We start from the raw sequence: 17,873 nt of genomic DNA on the forward strand, positions 1-17,873 counted from the left end.
ACGAACGGCTACGGCGTCAGCGGCGTTCCGGTCGCGGTCGCGGAGGCCTCCGCCGGCGCGAGCACTCCCTGCGCGCGGCGGACGAAGACGACGAGGTCGGTGTTCGCGGGGTCGAGCTCGAGCGCCCGGCGGGATGCGACGCGGACGCCATCGCGGTCGGCCAGCCTGACCGCCACGCCGATGAGCCGCCGCCATGCCTCGAGGCTCCACGGCTGACGGTCGACTGCTTCGAGCAGGTCGTCGCGCGCCTCGAGCAGCCGACCCCGTCCCTCCGCGATCGCCGCACCGGCGAAGAGCGGCCGGACCGCGACCGGATCGAGCCGCGCGGCCAGGTCGGCGTCGGCGGCCGCGTCGCGCAGCCGCTCCTCCGACCGCTGCTCCGACGCCTGCAGCGCGTCGTCGGTCTTCGCGTCGGACCACGCCGGCAGCGCGGCCGACGTCACGAACGCGAGCAGCACGAGCGCCGTCGCCGCGAGCGCCCCGATCTCAAGCGCGCGCCCCTCCTCCTCGATGCCCGTCGCCGGCCGAGGCGCCGCCCGCCGGCCACCGAGCACGCCGAGGAAGACCACGACGGGAACCGTCACGCCGGGGATGTCCCAGTCCCAGTCGATGCACGCGTGCACCGCCCACGCCGCCGCCGCGGCAAGAAGCGCGCCGGCGAGATGTCGATCGCCGCTCATCCTGGACTTGCCGAAGAGGTGTTGATCACCGCCCATCCTGGACGCGCCGAAGAGGTCTCGGTCTCCGCCCTCCGGCGACACCGCGTCGCCGGTCTCGGCGATCACGCTCGCGAGGTCCTCCTCACCCGGCGCGTCGCGGCGCCTCACCCTCTTCACCCCGGCGACGAAGAGCAGCCCGAGGGCGGCGAGCAGGAGGAGCGCGCCCACCAGCCCCGTCTCCGCGAGCACCTGCATGGGGAGGCTGTGCGGCTGCTGGACGTCGTACGGGCTGACGCGGTAGAGGCGCCGGGCGACGGGGAACGAGCCGCCTCCCCAGCCTCGGAGGGGTTCGTCGGCGAACGCGCCCGCGGCTTCCCGCCACCACGCCCAGCGGTTGCCGCTCGAGGTCGACAGCAGGCGGCCGGGTTCGAAGATGCGGTCGCGGCGGACCTCGGTGAACGAGTCGACGGCGTGGTCGACCGAGCCGCCGAGGCCGCGGTCCGAGACGGCGAGCGCCGCGAGCGAGCCCGCGGCCAGCGCCACGACGACGCCGAGCAGCCCGAGCCACGAGCGGCGGCCGAAGACGACGCGCTCCTCGCGCCGGATGCACCACCGCCCGACCAGCGCCAGCACCGCGCCGACCCCCACCATCACGCCGAGCAGGAGCAGGCCCGCGCGGACGCGATCGTCGTGCGCGGCGCCGCTGTCGCTCAGCCCTTCGACGGTGTACGCCAGCGCGAGGACGGGCGCCGCCGCGACGGCTGCCAGCGCGAACGCGATCAGCCCCTCGAAGCGCCGCTCCCCCGTCACCGTCAGGACGATCACCACAACGGCCAGCGCGATCAGCCCGCCGCGCGAGTACGTCATGCCGAGCACGCTCAGCAGCACGAACAACGCGACCAGCGACGCGACGCGCCACCGCGCCCGCACGCCGGCGAGCGTCGCGATCCGGATCGCCGGCGCCGCACCGAGCACGCACACCAGGCCGAGCGCGTTCCAGTACTCGAGCGGCGCGCGCAGCCGCGCGACGTCGTTCGCGTGGTGCACGACGCCCGGCAGCACCTTGCCCGCCAGCGCGTACAGCGCGACGCCGGTCGCGACGACGAGCCACCCGACGGCGATCCGCTCGACCGCCCGCGGCACGACGCTCCCCACCACGAGCGCGACGCCGGCGACGAGCGCGTACGTCGCCGCCCGGTTGCACGCCTCCCACGTCGCCTCGGGCGCGACGCTCCACACCAGCGACAGCCCCGTCCACGCGGCGAACGCGACCAGCAGCACCACGCCGCCGACCGCCAGCGGATCCGCGGCGGGCCGCACCGCCCGCGCGCCGAGCCACGCACCCGCCAGCACGGCGACCAGCACCGCGACACCCGCCTGCAGCCAGGTCTCCTGCGGCAGCCCCACCGCTCCCCGCGCGAACGCCGCGTACGCGCAGAGGACGATCAGCGCAGCGGCCGGCCAGGCGTCGTGACGTCGCAGGAGGGCCATCAGCGGAGGGCGATGCTAGACCGCGCAGCCCCCGGGAACGGGCACCTCGAAGCCGCGTGTCACTACCTTGGTGCACTTCATGCGCAGTTCCGCAACAGCTGTCGCGTGTCTCGTGACGCTTGCGCTGCTCGCGTTCGCCCCGGCCGCGTTCGGCGACGCGTACGACCGCGTGTTCGCCGACTACCAGAAGGACGGCCGGATCGACGCCTGCAAGCACAGCGAGGACGAGCTGCGCTCGGCCAAGCAGCAGGTGCCGAACGACATCGAGCAGTACGCGCCGGACTTCCCGGCGGCACTCGACGACGCGCTCGAGAAGCGCGCCCGCGGCGAGTGCGACAAGCCGGCGACGCAGACCACGGACACGACCGCGCAGGCCGCTCCCGCCGCCACCACCCCACCGGCGAACCCGACCGGCGGCGCGGCACCTGCGAACGAGGCGACGCCCGCGTCCCCCGCGACCGGCGCACCCGCGACGACGCCCGCTCCGCCCGGCACCGCGAACGCCGCGACGACCGCGCAGGACGGCGCGATCGCCGACACCGCCAAGCGGACGGCGAACGACACGGGCGGCGACGCGCCCGCTCCGCTGCTGCTCCTGGCGATCGTCGGCGGGCTGCTCGCGATCGCGCTCGCGGTGTGGGGCCTGATGCGCTGGCTCGCGTACGAGCCGCACTGGGGACCGGGCGCTCGGCACGCCCTCCAGGAGGCCGGCTGGCACGCCGGCGGCGCCTGGGAGAACTTCGCCGACTGGCTGCGCCGCGGCCGCCCCGCGCGGTAGCGAAGAGCTGCAAGATCGCATGCAGTCGGACACGGTGCGAACACCCGTACGGCTTCTAGAATGAAACCTACGGAAGGAGCGGCCTGAACTGCTCCGCGGACGTGGTTTCCGTCCGGGCTGGGCGCGACCCTGCTCAACCCGCGATCGACCCGTTCTCAGCGCCGCACCCGGTGGCGCGAAGGAGGAGAAGCACCATGGCAGCGACCCCCCAGACCGCACTCATCCAGGAGACCGCTCCGGGTCAGCCGCTTGCCGTCCGGAGGCTGTTCACGCAGCCCGGAGTGCATCCGTTCGACGCGGTCGAGTGGGAGATCCGCGACGCGAAGATCGGTCACGGCGACCGCGTCGCGTTCGAGCAGAAGGACGTCGAGTTCCCGCGCACGTGGTCGCAGAACGCGACGAACATCGTCGCCCAGAAGTACTTCCGCGGCCAGCTCAACTCGCCGGCCCGCGAGCGCTCGGTCAAGCAGATGATCTCGCGGGTCGCGGGGACGATCGCCGACTGGGGTCGTCAGCGCGGCTACTTCGCCACGGTCGAGGACGGCGACACGTTCGAGGCGGAGCTGACGTACATCCTGCTCCACCAGATGGCGGCCTTCAACAGCCCCGTCTGGTTCAACGTCGGGTTCGAGGAGCAGCCGCAGTGCTCGGCCTGCTTCATCCTCTCGGTCGACGACACGATGGACTCGATCCTCGGGTGGAACACCAAGGAGGGCAAGATCTTCCGCGGCGGTTCGGGGTCCGGGATCAACCTCTCGAAGATCCGTGGATCGATGGAGCCGCTCAGCAAGGGCGGCACCGCATCCGGCCCCGTCTCCTTCATGCGCGGCGCCGACTCGTGGGCCGGCACGATCAAGTCGGGCGGCAAGACCCGCCGCGCCGCGAAGATGGTCGTCCTCGACGTCGACCACCCGGACATCCGCGAGTTCATCTGGTGCAAGGCCAAGGAGGAGGACAAGGCCGAGGCCCTCGCGCGCGCGGGGTTCGACATGTCGATCGACGGTGACGGCTTCACGTCGATCCAGTACCAGAACGCGAACAACTCGGTCCGCGTCACCGAGGACTTCATGCAGGCCGTCGAGGACGGCGGCGAGTGGAACCTGATCGCCCGGCGCGACGGCTCGGTCATCGAGTCGGTCGACGCGCGCGAGCTCATGCGCGACATCGCCGAGGCCGCGTGGCGCTGCGCCGATCCGGGCGTCCAGTACGACACGACGATCAACCAGTGGCACACGTGCCCGAACTCGGGGCGCATCAACGCGTCGAACCCGTGCTCGGAGTACATGCACGTCGACGACTCGGCCTGCAACCTCGCGTCGATCAACCTCATGAAGTTCCGGCGCCCGGACGGCTCGTTCGACGTCCCGACCTTCGAGCACGTCGTCGACGTCATGCTCCTCGCCCAGGAGATCGTCGTCGGCCCGTCGAGCTACCCGACCGAGGAGATCGGCGCGAACGCCCGCGCGTTCCGCCAGCTCGGCCTCGGCTACGCGAACCTCGGCGCCTACCTGATGTCGAACGGCATGCCGTACGACTCGGACACCGGGCGCGGCACGGCGGCGGCGATCACGGCGCTCATGACCGGCCGCGCGTACCGCCAGTCCGCGCAGGTCGCGGCGGCGCTCGGCCCGTACGAGAAGTACGAGGAGAACCGCGAGGCGCACAACGGCGTCATGCGGATGCACCGCGACGCGTCGTACTCGATCCCGGACGCCGCGTGCACGGACCGCCCGCTGCTCGACGCGGCGCGCCGCTCGTGGGAGGACGCGGTCGAGCTTGGTGAGAAGGTCGGCTACCGCAACGCGCAGGCGACGGTGCTCGCGCCGACCGGGACGATCTCGTTCCTCATGGACTGCGACACCACGGGCGTCGAGCCGGACTTCTCGCTCGTGAAGTTCAAGGAGCTCGTCGGCGGCGGCACGATGACGATCGTCAACCGCACGGTGCCGCTGGCGCTCCAGACGCTCGGCTACTCGCCCGAGCAGGTCGAGCGCATCGAGGCCCACATCAACGAGGCCGGCACGATCGTCGGCGCGCCGGGGCTCAGCGAGGAGCACCTGCCCGTCTTCGACGTGGCCGTCGGCTCCCGCGCGATCTCGCACATGGGCCACATCAAGATGATGGGCGCGATCCAGCCCTTCATCTCGGGCGCGATCTCGAAGACGGTCAACATGCCGCACGAGACGACGGTCGAGGACATCGCCGACGCGTACGTGCAGGCGTGGAAGCTCGGCGTCAAGGCGCTGGCGATCTACCGCGACGGGTCGAAGACCGCGCAGGCGCTGCGCACCGACGCACAGAAGGAGAAGAGCGAGCCGGCCAAGCCGGGCGCCGAGTTCACGCAGGCCGACGTGGACCAGTTCGTGCGCGACGCCGTCACGAAGACGAAGGCCGAGATCGGCCCGGCGCGCAAGCGCATGCCTGCCGAGCGCCAGTCGATCACCCACAAGTTCTCGATCGCCGGCCACGAGGGCTACATCACGGCGGGCATGTACGAGGACGGCACCGTCGGCGAGATCTTCCTCACCGACATCGGCAAGGAGGGCTCGACCCTCCGCGGCCTGCTGAACTCGTTCGCGACCGCGATCTCGATCGCCCTGCAGTACGGGGTGCCGCTCGAGACGCTCGTGCAGAAGTTCTCCTACATGCGCTTCGAGCCCGAGGGGATCACGCAGAACCCCGAGATCCCGTTCGCGAAGTCGATGCCCGACTACATCATGCGGTGGCTCGCGTCGCGCTTCCTCGACGCGGACCTCCAGGAGGAGCTGGGCATCCTCACGCAGGAGGTCCGGGCCAAGAAGATGGCCGAGGACACCGCGCTGTCGGTGCACGGCGACACGGCGGGCCCGACCAACGGCGGCAACGGCAACGGCGGGAACGGCGGCGCGGCCAAGCCGCAGGCGCAGGCCGGCACCCCCGGCCTCCCGACGGTCGCGGGCACCGAGCCCGCCCAGACCCGCGCGGCCGCCGAGGCCCTGACCGACACCCCGCCGGTGGTCCCGGCCCGGCTCGCCGGCCTCGACCTCGGCCCGGCGTGCAGCCAGTGCGGCGGCATGATGCAGCGCACCGGCTCGTGCTACACGTGCTCGAGCTGCGGCAACAACACCGGCTGCGGCTGATCATCGCCGACACACGTGACGTGAACGGGCCGCCCACCGGGCGGCCCGTTTCGTGTCCGGGCTCTACGGTTGAGCGCATGGCGATGAACGACAAGCCCGATGTCGAGGTGCCCGAGGGCGCGCCGTCCTACCAGCTCGAGGTCGAGGACCTCGCGGTCGGGGACGGCGACGAGGCCACCGCCGGCAAGGTCGTCGAGGTCCACTACGTCGGCGTTTCCTGGCAGACCAAGCAGCAGTTCGACGCGTCGTGGGACCGCGGCGACACGTTCAAGTTCAAGCTCGGCCGCGGCGAGGTCATCCCCGGCTGGGACCAGGGCGTGCAGGGCATGAAGGTCGGCGGCCGGCGGAGGATCACCATCCCGCCGAACCTCGCCTACGGCAAGCGCGGCGCCGGCGGCGTCATCGGGCCGGACGAGACGCTCGTCTTCGTCGTCGACCTCATCGGCGTGCGCTGAATCGACCCTCCCGATCCGGGGAACCCCCGGATCGAGGAGGTTCCGTTGCCACACCGCGCCGTTCGCCGGGCGCTGCTCGCGCTCGTGCTCATGCTGGCCGCCGATGCGCCCGCCGCCGGCGCCCCGCTGCTCGGCGCCCAGAGCCATGGGCTGTGGCCGAGCTCGCCGCTCGACACGAGCATGCGCGAGCTCGACACGCTCAAGTCCGCCGGCGCGACCAGCGTGCGGTTCGACGTCGCGTGGAGCAGCCTGGAGACGGACGCGAAAGGCTCGTACTCGTCGTGGTACGTCGACAAGATCGACACCCTCTTCTCCGCCGCCGCGGCGCGTGGCATCAAGGTCGTCGCCACGCTGCACACCACGCCGTGCTGGGCCTCCAGCGCGCCGGACACGCTCAAGCAGAGCTGCACCGGCTCGTGGTGGGACCGCAACGTGCAGAACTACCCGCCACGCGATGCGCGCGACTACGCGGACGCCGCCGCGTTCGTGGCCAAGCGCTGGGGCGACTACCTGGCCGCGCTGGAGATCTGGAACGAGCCCAACGAGGCAAGCCAGACGTTCCTCGTCTCGCCGGATCCCGCCGCCGACTACGTCCGGATCGTCAAGGCCGCCTACGGCCCGGTGAAGGCGGCCCGGCCCGAGTTGCCGGTGATCGCCGGCGCGACGTCGTTCTCCGACCGGCCGTTCATCGAGCGCCTGTACGCGCTCGGCATCGCCCGCTACGAGGACGGCATCTCGATCCACCCGTACTCGGAGAGCCGCGGCCCGGCCGAGACCGGGTCGGCCGGCGAGCAGAAGTGGAACTTCAAGAGCGGCGTGCCGTGGGTGCGCGACGCGATGATCGCCAACGGCGACGGCGCCAAGGGCCTCTGGCTGACCGAGTTCGGCTGGTCGACGTGCACCGTGGCGTCGGGCAAGTGGTGCGTCACCGCCGCCCAGCAGGCGCGGTACGTCAGCGACGCGTTCCAGGTCGTCCGGGACTCCGGCTGGGGATACGTCAAGGCGATGCTCGTCTACAACCTTCGCAACAAGGGGACGGATCCCGCCGACCGCGAGTCGCAGTTCGGACTGCTGCAGCAGCAGTTCACACCGAAGCCGGGCTCGGCCGCCTTCGGCAACGCCATCACCAACGAGTTCCCCTCGGTCACCGTCGGCGAAGCCGCCGGGCGCCTCGCGGGCAGGACGATCGAAGGAAGGGCCCGCCCAACGGGCGAGCCCTTGCCTTCGTCGTGATCTGCGCCGGTGATCAGCGCAGGTCGAAGCGGTCCAGCTCCATCACCTTGGTCCACGCGGCGACGAAGTCGCGCACGAGGCGCTCCTCGCCGTCGTCGGAGGCGTAGACCTCCGCGAGCGCGCGCAGCTGCGAGTGCGAGCCGAACACGAGGTCGGCGGCGGTCGCCGTCCAGCGGACCTCGCCGGTGGCGCGGTCGCGCCCCTCATAGACGTGCTCGGTCCCGGACGGCGACCACTCCGTGGCCATGTCGAGGAGGTTGACGAAGAAGTCGTTCGTCAACGTCCCGGGCCGGCCGGTGAACACGCCGTGCTGCGCGCCGCCGACGTTGACGTCCAGCGCACGCAGGCCGCCGATGAGCGCGGTCATCTCGGGCGCGCGCAGCGTCAGCATGTACGCGCGCTCGAGCAGCCCGTGCTCGAGCGGGAAGCGGGCGTCCGGCTTGATGTGGTTGCGGAAGCCGTCGACCTTCGGCTCGAGCACGGCGAACGACTCGACGTCGGTCTGCTCCTGCGTGGCGTCCGTACGGCCGGGGGTGAACGGCACGGTCACGTCGTGGCCCGCGGCTCGCGCCGCCTGCTCGACCGCGGCGCACCCGCCGAGGACGATCAGATCTGCGAGCGAGACCTGCTTGCCGAAGTCCGCCCGGATCTTCTCGAGCGCCTCGAGGACCGGCGCGAGCTCGGCCGGCTCGTTGATCTCCCAGTCCTTCTGCGGCGCCAGCCGGATGCGCGCGCCGTTCGCCCCGCCCCGCATGTCGGTGCCGCGGAACGACGCCGCCGCCGACCAAGCGGTCGCGATGAGACGCGACGGGGACACCCCCGAGTCGAGGATCGTCTGCTTCAGCGACGCGATGTCGGCGTCGTCGATCAGCTCACCCTCGACGGCCGGGACCGGGTCCTGCCACAGCTGCGGCTCGGGGACCCACGGGCCGAGGTAGCGCGACACCGGGCCCATGTCGCGGTGCAGCAGCTTGTACCAGGCCTTCGCGAACGCGTCGTCGAGCAGCGCGGGGTTCTCGTAGAAGCGCCGCGCGATCGGCTCGTACTCCGGGTCGAACCGCAGCGCCAGGTCGGAGGTGAGCATCATCGGCGCGTGACGCTTGGACGCGTCGTGCGCGTCGGGCACCGTGCCCTGCGCCTCCGGGTCCTTCGGCGTCCACTGCTTGGCACCGGCGGGGCTCTCCGTCAGCTCCCACTCGAACTCGAAGAGGTTCTTGAGGAACGTGTCGTCCCACTTCGTCGGCGTCTGGGTCCATGCGCCCTCGAGGCCGCTGGTCAGCGTGTGCACGCCGCCGTTGCCGTTGGCGCCGTTCTTCCAGCCGAGGCCCTGCTGCTCGATCGGCGCGGCCTCCGGCTCGGGGCCGATGTCCTCGGGCCGCGCGTTGCCGTGGGTCTTGCCGAACGTGTGGCCGCCCACGATGAGCGCGACCGTCTCCTCGTCGTTCATCGCCATGCGGCCGAACGTCTCGCGGATGTCGCGGGCCGACTTGAGCGGATCCGGCTCGCCGTTGGGGCCCTCGGGATTGACGTAGATGAGGCCCATCTGGACGGCGCCGAAGGGACCGGAGAGCTCGCGCTCGCCGCTGTAGCGCTCGTCGCCGAGCCACGTGTCCTCCGGGCCCCAGAAGACCTCCTCGGGCTCCCAGATGTCCTCGCGGCCGAAGGCGAAGCCGAACGTCTTGAAGCCCATCGACTGCATCGCGACGTCGCCGGCGAAGACGAGGAGGTCCGCCCACGACAGGCTCTGGCCGTACTTGCGCTTGATCGGCCACAGCAGCCGGCGCGCCTTGTCGAGGCTCGCGTTGTCGGGCCAGCTGTTGAGCGGCGCGAAGCGCTGGGCGCCCTGGCCGCCGCCGCCGCGGCCGTCGGCGATGCGGTAGGTGCCGGCGGCGTGCCAGCTCATGCGGATGAAGAGCGGCCCGTAGTGGCCGTAGTCGGCGGGCCACCACTCCTGCGACGACGTCATCAGGTCGACGAGGTCCTGCTTGAGGGCCTCGACGTCGAGGCCCTTGAACGCCTCGGCGTAGTCGAAGTCCTCGTCAAGGGGATTGGCGAGCGACGAGTGCCAGTGCAGCACGCTCAGGTCGAGCTGGTTCGGCCACCAGTCGCGGTTCGTGTGCGGCCGTCGATCCGTCTTCGCGGTCGGGCTGGGGATCGCTGGGTTCTCGCTCTCGCTGACGCTCTCGGTCACGTCGTTCCTTTCGTTCTCGCGCACTCGGGGCAGCGGCCCCAGTAGATGATCTCGGCCTCGTCGATCTCGAAGCCCGAGTCGTCCGCCGCGGTCAGGCATGGCGTGTCGCCGACGGCGCAGTCGACGTCGACCATCCGGTCGCAGATGCGGCAGACGAGGTGGTGGTGGTTGTCGCCGACACGGCTCTCGTAGCGTGCGGCCGAGCCGGCCGGCTGGATGCGCCGCAGGAGCCCGTTCTCGGTCAGGGCGCCGAGCACGTCGTAGACCGCCTGGGTCGAGATCGCGCCGATCTCGCCCCTGACCTTCTCGGCCACGACGTCGGCGGAGGCGTGCGGCGACGCGGAGACGGCGCGGAGCACCGCCAGCCGCTGGACCGTCACACGCAGACCGCGCTCGCGCAGGAGGTCACTGGGGTCGGCGGCGGCCACGCGGCGGGACCCTAGCGGAGACTGGAGCAGATCGAAGTCTGGACTCGCTCCAGGATCCGTTGGCGCGGCCGTGCGCCGCCTGCTGTACACCTGCGGGCATGAAGCTGCGCCGCCGGCCGCTCGTGCCGACCCTCGATGGTCGTCTGGTTCTGATCACCGGGGCGGCGAGCGGGATCGGACGGGCGACCGCGGAGGCCGCCGCGCACGACGGCGCGCGACTGGTGCTCGCCGACATCTCGGCCGACGGCCTCGACGGGGTCGCAAGCCGGCTCGGCTCCGCGGTCGTCCACCACGCCGCGATCGACCTCGCCGACGTCGCGGCGGTCAAGGCGCTCGCCGCGGACGTGCACGAGCGGCACGGCAGCGCGGACGTCGTGATGAACGTCGCGGGCATCGCGACGTGGGGAGCGATCGAGCGGCTGTCGCACGAGCAGTGGCGGCGCACCGTCGACGTGAACCTGATGGGGCCGATCCACGTGCTCGAGGCGTTCGTGCCCGCGATGATCGAGGCGAGGCGCGGCGGGCACATCGTCAACGTCTCGTCGGCCGCCGGGCTGGTCGGGCTGCCGTGGCACGCGCCCTACAGCGCGTCGAAGTACGGGCTGCGCGGCGTCTCGGAGGTGCTGCGCTTCGACCTGCGCCGTCATCGCATCGGCGTCTCGCTCGTCTGCCCCGGCGGCGTCGACACCGGGCTCGTGAACACCGTCGACATCGCCGGGATCGACGCGGAGAAGATGCGGGCGAGCAAGCTGACGAAGCGGTTCCGCCGGCACGCCAAGTCGCCCGAGCACGTCGCGAGGAGGATCATCGACGGCGTGACCAGCGATCGGTACCTCGTCTACACCTCCGCCGACATCCGCGCGCTGCACCTGCTCGAGCGGCTCGCGCCGCCGGTCTACGCGGCCGCGATGCGGGTGGCCAACCGCCGCTTCGTCGCCGAGCTCGAGGCGGTCGGCCGGTGAGCCCGCGCGTCGCCCCGGGCACGCGCAAGCAGCTCGGGCCCCTCAACGCCTTCATCGTCAAGACGCTGCAGCGCGGCGCGCGCACGCAGGACCCGCCGCGGCTGTTCGCCACGCTCGGCCGGCACCGCCGGCTGTTCCGGCCGTGGCTGCGGTTCGCCGGGCGGCTCATGCCCGGTGGCAAGCTCCCGCGCCGCGACGCGGAGCTCGTGATCCTCCGCGTCTCCGCGCTGACCGGCAGCGACTACGAGCGCGTGCACCACGAGCGGATCGGCGCGCGCGTCGGCCTCACGCCCGACGACATCGCCGCCGCGCTGAACCGCGCGCCGACTCCGGCGAACTGGAGCGAGCGCGATCACGCGATCCTGTGGGCGGTCGACGACCTGCACGAGCAGCGCACGATCGGCGACGACGCGTGGCAGGCGCTGCGCGCGGCGGGGCTGTCGGACACCGAGCTCATCGAGCTGCCGCTGCTGGTCGGCCACTACGAGATGCTGGCCATGTTCCTCAACGCACTCCACGTCGAGCCGGATCGCTTCACCGGCCCCGTGCGTGGGCGGAGGCGCTGACCGGCCGTGTCGCTGCGAGGCGCACGCGTCGCCGCGCGGCTGCCGGCCGTCGACCTCGACCGCGCGCGCCGCTTCTACGCCGAGGTGCTCGGGCTCCAGCCGGCGGAGGAGCGGCCCGGCGGGCTGCTCTACCACGGCGCGTCCGGCTCGTTCGCGCTGTACGCCGCCGGCGGCCGGCCGTCCGGCCTGCACACGCAGATGGCCTTCGAGGTCGACGACCTCGACCGGGTCGTCGCCGAGCTTCGTGGCCGCGGGCTCGAGTTCGAGCACTACGACGACGGGCCGCTCGCGACGACCAACGGCATCGCGCACGTCGAGGGCAACTACCCGAGCAAGGGCACCGGCGAGCGGGCGGCGTGGTTCCGCGACAGCGAAGGGAACCTGCTCGGCATCGGCGAGGCGACGGGCGCGCCGGCATCCGGCACCCCGCGCGCCATCACGGGGCGGCCGCTCGTGCTCAAGCTCGACGTCTCGCTCGACGGGCTGCTCGCCACCGAGGACGGTGACGTCTCCTGGGCGCCCGCGGGCTTCGACGCCGAGCTGACGGCGGTTCTCGTCGCGGAGCTGCGCCGCGCCGGAACGCACGTCATGGGACGCGGCGCGTACGACGCGATGGCCGAGCACTGGATGCGGTCCGACGAGGTGTTCGCGCCGCCCATGAACGAGACGCCGAAGGTGGTGTTCTCCTCGACGCTGACCGCGCCGCGCTGGCAGGGCACCGAGGTCGACGCCGGCGACCTGACGAGCGGCATCGAGCGGCTCAAGCAGGAGCCGGGCGGCCCCCTGCTCGCCCACGGTGGCGCGCGGTTCGCGCGCAGCTTGCTCGAGCGCGACCTCGTCGACGAGCTCGTCCTGCTGCAGCATCCGATCGCGCTCGGCAGCGGGCTGCCGCTGTTCTGCGACGAGGCGCGCTTCGAGCGCACGCAGACGCGCACGTTCGCGACCGGCGTCGTCCTGTCGCGCTTCGTCGCGCGCTGAGCGCCGCGGACGTCGGCGCGTCAACGCGCGCTGCCGCGAGGACGTGTCGATTCCCCGGCTGCGGGGCAATCAGAGCGTTCTGCTGGGGAACGGATGCCGAGCGCATCGACGCGGACAACAGCGCGCCGGCTCACGGCGCTCGACGGCCTGCGCGGCCTCGCCGCGCTCGGGATCGTCGTCCTGCACGTGTGGATGTTCGACTACGGCGGATCGGGGCGGCCGGAGAAGACCGTCGTGGATCGCGCGATCGGGGAGCTGCGCATCGGTGTCGCGCTCTTCTTCGTGCTGTCGGGGTTCCTCATCTTCCGGCCCTTCGTCGCCGCGGCGATCGAGCGCACCGCGGCGCCGGCGCTCGGCCGGTACGCGCTGCGGCGCGCCGCGCGGATCCTGCCGGGGTACTGGCTCGCGCTCGCCGTGTCGTTCGTCGTCCTGAGCGCGCTCGGGCATCCGCGCCTGATCGCCCCGGAGGAGCTCCCGGCGTTCCTGCTCTTCCAGCAGAACTACGACGAGCAGACGATCCGCCAGCTCGACCCGCCGACGTGGACGCTGTGCGTCGAGGTGGCGTTCTACGCGCTCGTCCCGCTGCTCGGCTGGTTCGGATACCGGTGGTGCCGCGGACGCGGCCGCCAGGCGGCGCTGAGCCTCGTCCTGCTGGCGGTCGGCGTGGTGCTCGCGACGCTCAGCGTGACGCAGGAGTGGCCGCGCACCATCACGATGTCGCTGCTGACGCACCTGCCCGAGTTCGCCGCCGGCATGCTCGTCGCCGTGGCGGTGCACGGGCGCGAGGCGCGCCGTCGCACGGGTCTGCTGCTGGCGTCGGCCGCCCTCGTCCTCGTCGCTGCGAACGCCTGGTGGCATGGGTGGGCGATCGGGCCGTTCCGCGCGCGCGAGCTCGGCGGCGATCTCCCCGCGATCGCGGGCTTCGCCCTGCTCGTCGCGGCGATCGCGACGACGACCGGTCGCTGGAGACCGCTGACCGCGCGGCCCGTCCAGCTCGCGGGCACGCTTTCCTACGGCATCTACCTCCTCCACTTCCCGATCATCGACGCGCTGCGCACCCTCGAGCTCATGCCGCGCACGCTGGGCCCCGCCGTCGCCCTCGTCACCGCGATCTCGTGCGCCGCGGCGGCGGTGAGCTGGCTGCTCGTCGAGCGTCCCGTCCTGCGCTGGGCGCACACGCGCACACGGCGGCCGGAGCCGCGCCGCCGCCAGCCGGCGACGCGGCCGAGCAGGCGCCCGGCGACCGAGACCGCGAGCTAGCTCAGAGGATCAGCGCGTTGCGGCCGAGCCGCACGTTGCGGATCGCGCTGCCCGCCTGCATGAGGTCTCCGCCCTTGTAGGCGACCTTCACGCGGTACTTGCCCGAGCCCTTCTGCTTGAACTTGAACTCGAAGCTGCCCGCGTCGTCGACCTTCGGCGTGGCGATGCGGCGGAACTTGCCCTTGCCCTTGGCGAGCGAGATCGTGACCTTCTGCCCCTCGATCGCCGTCCGGTCGACGAACTTGCCGCGCATCTTGTAGCTCGGGCCGCGGGCGTCCGCGAAGTACGGCTTGTCCGCGAGGTCGAACGGCGCCATGACCTTCACGTCGACCGGTCCGCTGAACGGCGTGCTGCCGTCGCCCGCGAACGCCCACGCGATCAGCTTGTAGCGCCCGACCCCCGGGAACGAGACGCCGGCGTTGCCCGTCGCGCGGTCGACGTCGATCTCGCCGACGCCGTCGGACGAGACGAGGTCGCCGTTCGCGCCGATCGAGGCGTTCTTCGCGATCCGGATCCCGTAGCCCGCCGCGCCCGGGTTCGTCGCGACGCGGAAGACGTGCTCGATCGCCGACGAGTTGCCCGCGTTGTGCAGCAGCAGCGTCGCCCCCGGCGCGGTCAGCGAGGTCGAGCCGGTGATCGTGACGGTCGAGGTCTGCGTCTTGCCGCCCTGGTCGCAGTAGACGTCCTCCGAGAACGGCGACGTGTAGAGCTTGACGGTGTACGTGCCGTTGCCCTGGAACTTCAACGTGTCCGAGACGCTCGGATCGCTGACCGAGCCGCACGTCGACGCGAGGCTGGTGTTCCTGCCGTCGAGGCCGATGATCTGCAACCCGTAGCGGCGGTCGTTCCCGTCGAACGTCGCGGTCACGACCGGGCTCATGTTCCGCAGCGCCACGGTTCCGCCGTCGGAGAGCCCGACAGGCGCGCCGTCGTCGCCGGTGATCGTCACCGTCGCGGCGTGCGCGGCGCCGGGGAACGTGAGCGCCGCGGCGATCAGCGCGGCAGTCAGGGACTTCGTGCGTGCAGTCACGAGCGCGATCCTCTCCGGACCGCGCTCGCGTTGTCAACGCAGGTCCCTGTAGAACGCTCGGACGTCCTCGAGCAGCAGGTCCGGCGCCTCGAGCGCGGCGAAGTGCCCGCCGTGCGGCATGTCGGCCCAGCGCCGGATCGCGTAGTGCCGGTCCGCCCACGCGCGCGGCGGGCGGTTGATCTCGTGCGGGAACGCGGCGTAGCCCACCGGCACCTCGACGCGCCCGCGCCGCGCGATGCCGCCGGGGTCGACCGCGGCCTCGTAGTAGATGCGCGCGGCGCTCGCCGTGCTGTTCGGCGCCCAGTAGAACATGAGGTTCGTCAGCAGCGTGTCGCGGTCGAACGCGCGCTCGACGTGGCCGTCGCAGTCGCTCCACGTGCGGAACTTCTCGACGATCCAGGCCGCGAGGCCGGCCGGCGAGTCGCTCTGCGCGACGGTCAGCGAGTCGGGCTTCGTGCGCTGCACGCGCGAGTAGGCGGCCTCGAGCGTGCGCCAGAGGCGGTCGCGCTCGCGCGCGTCGCGTGCCTCCTCGTCGTCGTCTGACGGGTCGCGCGGCGGCGGCGCGACGAGCATGTTCACGTGGATGCCGAGCACGTGGTTGGCGTGCGCCTCGCCGAGCTTCGCCGAGACGATCGCTCCCCAGTCGCCGCCCTGGGTCCCGTAGCGCGCGTAGCCGAGCTCCTCGGTCATGAGCGTGTCGAACGCCCTGGCGATCCGCGTGATCCCCCAGCCGCGGTCGCGCGGCCGGCCGCCGAAGCCGAACCCCGGCAGCGCGGGCACGACGACGTCGAACGCGTCGGCCGGATCGCCGCCGTGGGCTCCCGGATCGGTGAGCGGGCCGACGAGGTGCTCGAACTCGATGATCGATCCCGGCCAGCCGTGGATGAGCAGCAGCGGCATCGCGCCCTGGACCGGCGAGCGCACGTGCCAGAAGTGCAGGTCGACGCCGTCGACCTCGCAGAGGAAGCCGGGGATCCGGTTCAGCCGCCGCTCGTGTGCGCGCCAGTCGTACTCCGTGCGCCAGTGCTCGCACAACTCGCGTACGTACGCGATCTCGGCACCGTAGTCCCAGCCGGCGTCGTCCAGCGGCTCGGGCCAGCGCGTGCGCCCGAGCCGGTCGCGGAGGTCGTCGAGGACCTCGTCGGGGACGTCGATCGCGTACGGGTGCGGCGCCACGGATGCCGCCTCAGAAGTCGAGATCGAGCGGCTCGATCCCCTCCTGCTTGCAGAACTCGTGGTACATGCGCATGTGGCTGAGCACGTCGTCGTGGCCGACCACGTTGTCGTTCTCGTCGATGTAGAGCAGCGCGCCCTCGAGGATGAACAGCGTGACCGTTCCCTCGGGGCCGGCGACGAGCGTGTGGATGTCGCCCGGGGGCTCGCGCACGATCGTCCCGGCGCGCGCGACCCAGTCGCGCTCCACGTAGTGCCAGCTGCCCTCCAGGACGAATCCGGTGACCGGGCCGATGTGGTAGTGGCGGTTGACCTGGCCGCCGTTGACGACCTTCGTCAGGTTCGCCCAGACGCCGGTCCGCCGGTTCAGGCGCAGCGGCTTGACGAACACGCCCTCGGCGCTCGGGTACGGGATCCACGGCATCGCGTCGCTGTGGACGACGTGCTCGTTGCGGGTGAGGTCGACGAGGGAGCGCAGGTCGAGCGCGTCCTCGGGTAGCGCGGCCATGGCGTCCTCCGATCCTGTGGTCGTGCGGTCAGCAGGTTCCGAGCGACGCTACGCGAGCGTCGCGGCGCGCCCACCGACCGGGCGCGCCGCGCCTGTGCGTTCGCACAACCTCCGGCTTCCTCTACGCCGCCCACGGCGGCACGCCGCGGTCGGTGCCGTCGGCGAGGTACGCGCGGCCGCCGGCCACGGCGCTCACCATCGCCTCCAGGCCGCCCACGAGGTCGGCCGTGATGCGGCGCAGCGCGCCGGCGGGCAGGACGAGCGCGTCGCCCGGGCGGGCGTCGACGACCTTGCCGTCGAGCTCGACCGTCGCCCCGCCCGCGAGGACCGACCACACCTGCTCCGCGTCGATGCGGTGCGCGGGGCCCTGCTGGCCCGGGCGCATCTCGACGCGCCACACGGCGAGGTCCGTCGCGCCGAGGGTCGGCGACGCGAGCGTGGTCATCACGGCGTTGGGCGTCTCGGTACGGCGGTGGGCGGCGGCGGGGACGACGGGCATGGCGGTGCTCCTGATGTGGACAACCTCGTTGTCGATCTAGACAACCATGTTGTCGATAGGCTGTCAAGCCGCGCGATGCCGGACCGCCCTTCCCATCACCTCCCCCTGCTGCTCTTCGCCGGCTTCCGCACGCTCGTCGACGACCTGCACGCGGCGCTCGCCGGCGAAGGCCATCCGGACGTCCGGCCGGTGCACGGCTTCGCGCTGCAGGCGTTGGGGCCGGACGGAGCGACGGCGGCGGAGCTCGGCCGTCGCCTCGGCGTCTCCAAGCAGGCGGCCGGCAAGACGATCGAGGGCCTCGAGCGGCTCGGCTACGTCGAGCGGCGCACGGACCCCGGCGACGCGCGCCAGCGGCTCGCAGTCCCGACGGCGCGCGGCGTCGAGCTGCTCGATCGCTCCGCCGCGATCTTCGCGACGCTGCGCCGGCACTGGGCGCGCGAGCTCGGCGCGCAGCGGCTCGACCAGCTCGAGGACGACCTCGAGCGCGTCGCCGGCTCCGCGCTGCGCTTCGACGCGCCCGGCTGGCTGGGCACCTGACCGCCG

General features: G+C 72.2%; 16 protein-coding genes. 9 read left to right on the forward strand and 7 right to left on the reverse strand.

The window, feature by feature from the left end; all coding sequences use genetic code 11:
* Positions 1-8: 8 nt before the first annotated feature.
* Positions 9-2,150, reverse strand: a complete 2,142-nt coding sequence (locus AC1UE4_RS14075; RefSeq protein ID WP_482917856.1) for an O-antigen ligase family protein — start codon at positions 2,148-2,150, stop codon at positions 9-11.
* A 112-nt stretch (positions 2,151-2,262) separates the two neighbouring features.
* Between AC1UE4_RS14075 and AC1UE4_RS14080 the strand changes: the two genes are divergently transcribed.
* The 4 genes from AC1UE4_RS14080 (at position 2,263) to AC1UE4_RS14095 (ending at position 7,735) form a co-directional block, all read left to right on the forward strand.
* A complete protein-coding gene (locus AC1UE4_RS14080; protein ID WP_482917857.1) occupies positions 2,263-2,928 on the forward strand; it encodes a hypothetical protein in 666 nt (221 codons plus the stop codon).
* Positions 2,929-3,122: 194 nt separating this feature from the next.
* The gene (locus AC1UE4_RS14085; RefSeq protein WP_482917858.1) at positions 3,123-6,047 is read left to right on the forward strand and encodes a vitamin B12-dependent ribonucleotide reductase; all 2,925 of its coding nucleotides are present in this window, start codon (positions 3,123-3,125) and stop codon (positions 6,045-6,047) included.
* A gap of 77 nt (positions 6,048-6,124) precedes the next feature.
* Positions 6,125-6,502: an FKBP-type peptidyl-prolyl cis-trans isomerase gene (locus tag AC1UE4_RS14090; RefSeq protein ID WP_482917859.1), complete on the forward strand. Its 378-nt coding sequence runs from the start codon at positions 6,125-6,127 to the stop codon at positions 6,500-6,502.
* Between the two features lie 45 nt (positions 6,503-6,547).
* On the forward strand, positions 6,548-7,735 hold the full coding sequence (locus AC1UE4_RS14095) for a cellulase family glycosylhydrolase (RefSeq protein ID WP_482917860.1): 1,188 nt from the start codon (positions 6,548-6,550) through the stop codon (positions 7,733-7,735).
* 13 nt (positions 7,736-7,748) lie between these two features.
* Here AC1UE4_RS14095 and katG read toward each other — a convergent pair whose 3' ends face one another.
* Positions 7,749-9,926, reverse strand: a complete 2,178-nt coding sequence (katG, locus tag AC1UE4_RS14100) for a catalase/peroxidase HPI (protein WP_482917861.1) — start codon at positions 9,924-9,926, stop codon at positions 7,749-7,751.
* Positions 9,923-10,354, reverse strand: coding sequence for a Fur family transcriptional regulator (locus tag AC1UE4_RS14105; RefSeq protein ID WP_482917862.1), 432 nt, complete (start codon positions 10,352-10,354; stop codon positions 9,923-9,925). Before AC1UE4_RS14105 ends, katG begins: the two co-directional genes overlap by 4 nt.
* Positions 10,355-10,452: 98 nt before the next feature.
* Here AC1UE4_RS14105 and AC1UE4_RS14110 point away from each other — a divergent pair, with 98 nt between their 5' ends.
* The 4 genes from AC1UE4_RS14110 to AC1UE4_RS14125 all read left to right on the forward strand — a co-directional run bounded on the left by AC1UE4_RS14110 (position 10,453) and on the right by AC1UE4_RS14125 (position 14,120).
* Positions 10,453-11,316: an SDR family oxidoreductase gene (locus AC1UE4_RS14110; RefSeq protein ID WP_482917863.1), complete on the forward strand. Its 864-nt coding sequence runs from the start codon at positions 10,453-10,455 to the stop codon at positions 11,314-11,316.
* A complete protein-coding gene (locus AC1UE4_RS14115; RefSeq protein WP_482917864.1) occupies positions 11,313-11,882 on the forward strand; it encodes a carboxymuconolactone decarboxylase family protein in 570 nt (189 codons plus the stop codon). Before AC1UE4_RS14110 ends, AC1UE4_RS14115 begins: the two co-directional genes overlap by 4 nt.
* A 6-nt stretch (positions 11,883-11,888) precedes the next feature.
* Positions 11,889-12,860, forward strand: a complete 972-nt coding sequence (locus AC1UE4_RS14120) for a dihydrofolate reductase family protein (protein WP_482917865.1) — start codon at positions 11,889-11,891, stop codon at positions 12,858-12,860.
* 93 nt (positions 12,861-12,953) lie between these two features.
* Positions 12,954-14,120 carry an acyltransferase family protein gene (locus AC1UE4_RS14125; protein ID WP_482917866.1) on the forward strand — a complete coding sequence of 389 codons (1,167 nt, stop codon included), beginning with the start codon at positions 12,954-12,956 and terminating at the stop codon, positions 14,118-14,120.
* Position 14,121: 1 nt separating this feature from the next.
* Here AC1UE4_RS14125 and AC1UE4_RS14130 read toward each other — a convergent pair whose 3' ends face one another.
* From AC1UE4_RS14130 to AC1UE4_RS14145, 4 genes are all read right to left on the reverse strand, one after another.
* Entirely contained in the window at positions 14,122-15,150 is a 1,029-nt protein-coding gene (locus AC1UE4_RS14130; protein WP_482917867.1) for a hypothetical protein, read from the reverse strand.
* 33 nt (positions 15,151-15,183) lie between these two features.
* Positions 15,184-16,326 carry an epoxide hydrolase family protein gene (locus tag AC1UE4_RS14135; RefSeq protein ID WP_482917868.1) on the reverse strand — a complete coding sequence of 381 codons (1,143 nt, stop codon included), beginning with the start codon at positions 16,324-16,326 and terminating at the stop codon, positions 15,184-15,186.
* A 10-nt stretch (positions 16,327-16,336) separates the two neighbouring features.
* The gene (locus tag AC1UE4_RS14140) at positions 16,337-16,831 is read right to left on the reverse strand and encodes a 2,4'-dihydroxyacetophenone dioxygenase family protein (RefSeq protein ID WP_482917869.1); all 495 of its coding nucleotides are present in this window, start codon (positions 16,829-16,831) and stop codon (positions 16,337-16,339) included.
* 121 nt (positions 16,832-16,952) lie between these two features.
* A complete protein-coding gene (locus tag AC1UE4_RS14145; protein ID WP_482917870.1) occupies positions 16,953-17,330 on the reverse strand; it encodes a cupin domain-containing protein in 378 nt (125 codons plus the stop codon).
* A gap of 75 nt (positions 17,331-17,405) precedes the next feature.
* Here AC1UE4_RS14145 and AC1UE4_RS14150 point away from each other — a divergent pair, with 75 nt between their 5' ends.
* Positions 17,406-17,867, forward strand: a complete 462-nt coding sequence (locus AC1UE4_RS14150; RefSeq protein ID WP_482917871.1) for a MarR family winged helix-turn-helix transcriptional regulator — start codon at positions 17,406-17,408, stop codon at positions 17,865-17,867.
* The last annotated feature ends 6 nt before the right edge of the window (positions 17,868-17,873 follow it).

This window comes from Parviterribacter kavangonensis, assembly GCF_056863335.1.

What these genes read in the sequence shown, in the direction of transcription:
- AC1UE4_RS14090 (WP_482917859.1), top strand. Translation starts at nt 6,125, where the DNA reads ATGGCGATGAACGACAAGCCCGATGTCGAGGTGCCCGAGGGCGCGCCG.
- AC1UE4_RS14140 (WP_482917869.1), bottom strand. Translation starts at nt 16,831, where the DNA reads ATGGCCGCGCTACCCGAGGACGCGCTCGACCTGCGCTCCCTCGTCGAC.
- AC1UE4_RS14110 (WP_482917863.1), top strand. Translation starts at nt 10,453, where the DNA reads ATGAAGCTGCGCCGCCGGCCGCTCGTGCCGACCCTCGATGGTCGTCTG.
- AC1UE4_RS14125 (WP_482917866.1), top strand. Translation starts at nt 12,954, where the DNA reads ATGCCGAGCGCATCGACGCGGACAACAGCGCGCCGGCTCACGGCGCTC.
- AC1UE4_RS14085 (WP_482917858.1), top strand. Translation starts at nt 3,123, where the DNA reads ATGGCAGCGACCCCCCAGACCGCACTCATCCAGGAGACCGCTCCGGGT.
- AC1UE4_RS14145 (WP_482917870.1), bottom strand. Translation starts at nt 17,330, where the DNA reads ATGCCCGTCGTCCCCGCCGCCGCCCACCGCCGTACCGAGACGCCCAAC.
- AC1UE4_RS14075 (WP_482917856.1), bottom strand. Translation starts at nt 2,150, where the DNA reads ATGGCCCTCCTGCGACGTCACGACGCCTGGCCGGCCGCTGCGCTGATC.
- AC1UE4_RS14150 (WP_482917871.1), top strand. Translation starts at nt 17,406, where the DNA reads ATGCCGGACCGCCCTTCCCATCACCTCCCCCTGCTGCTCTTCGCCGGC.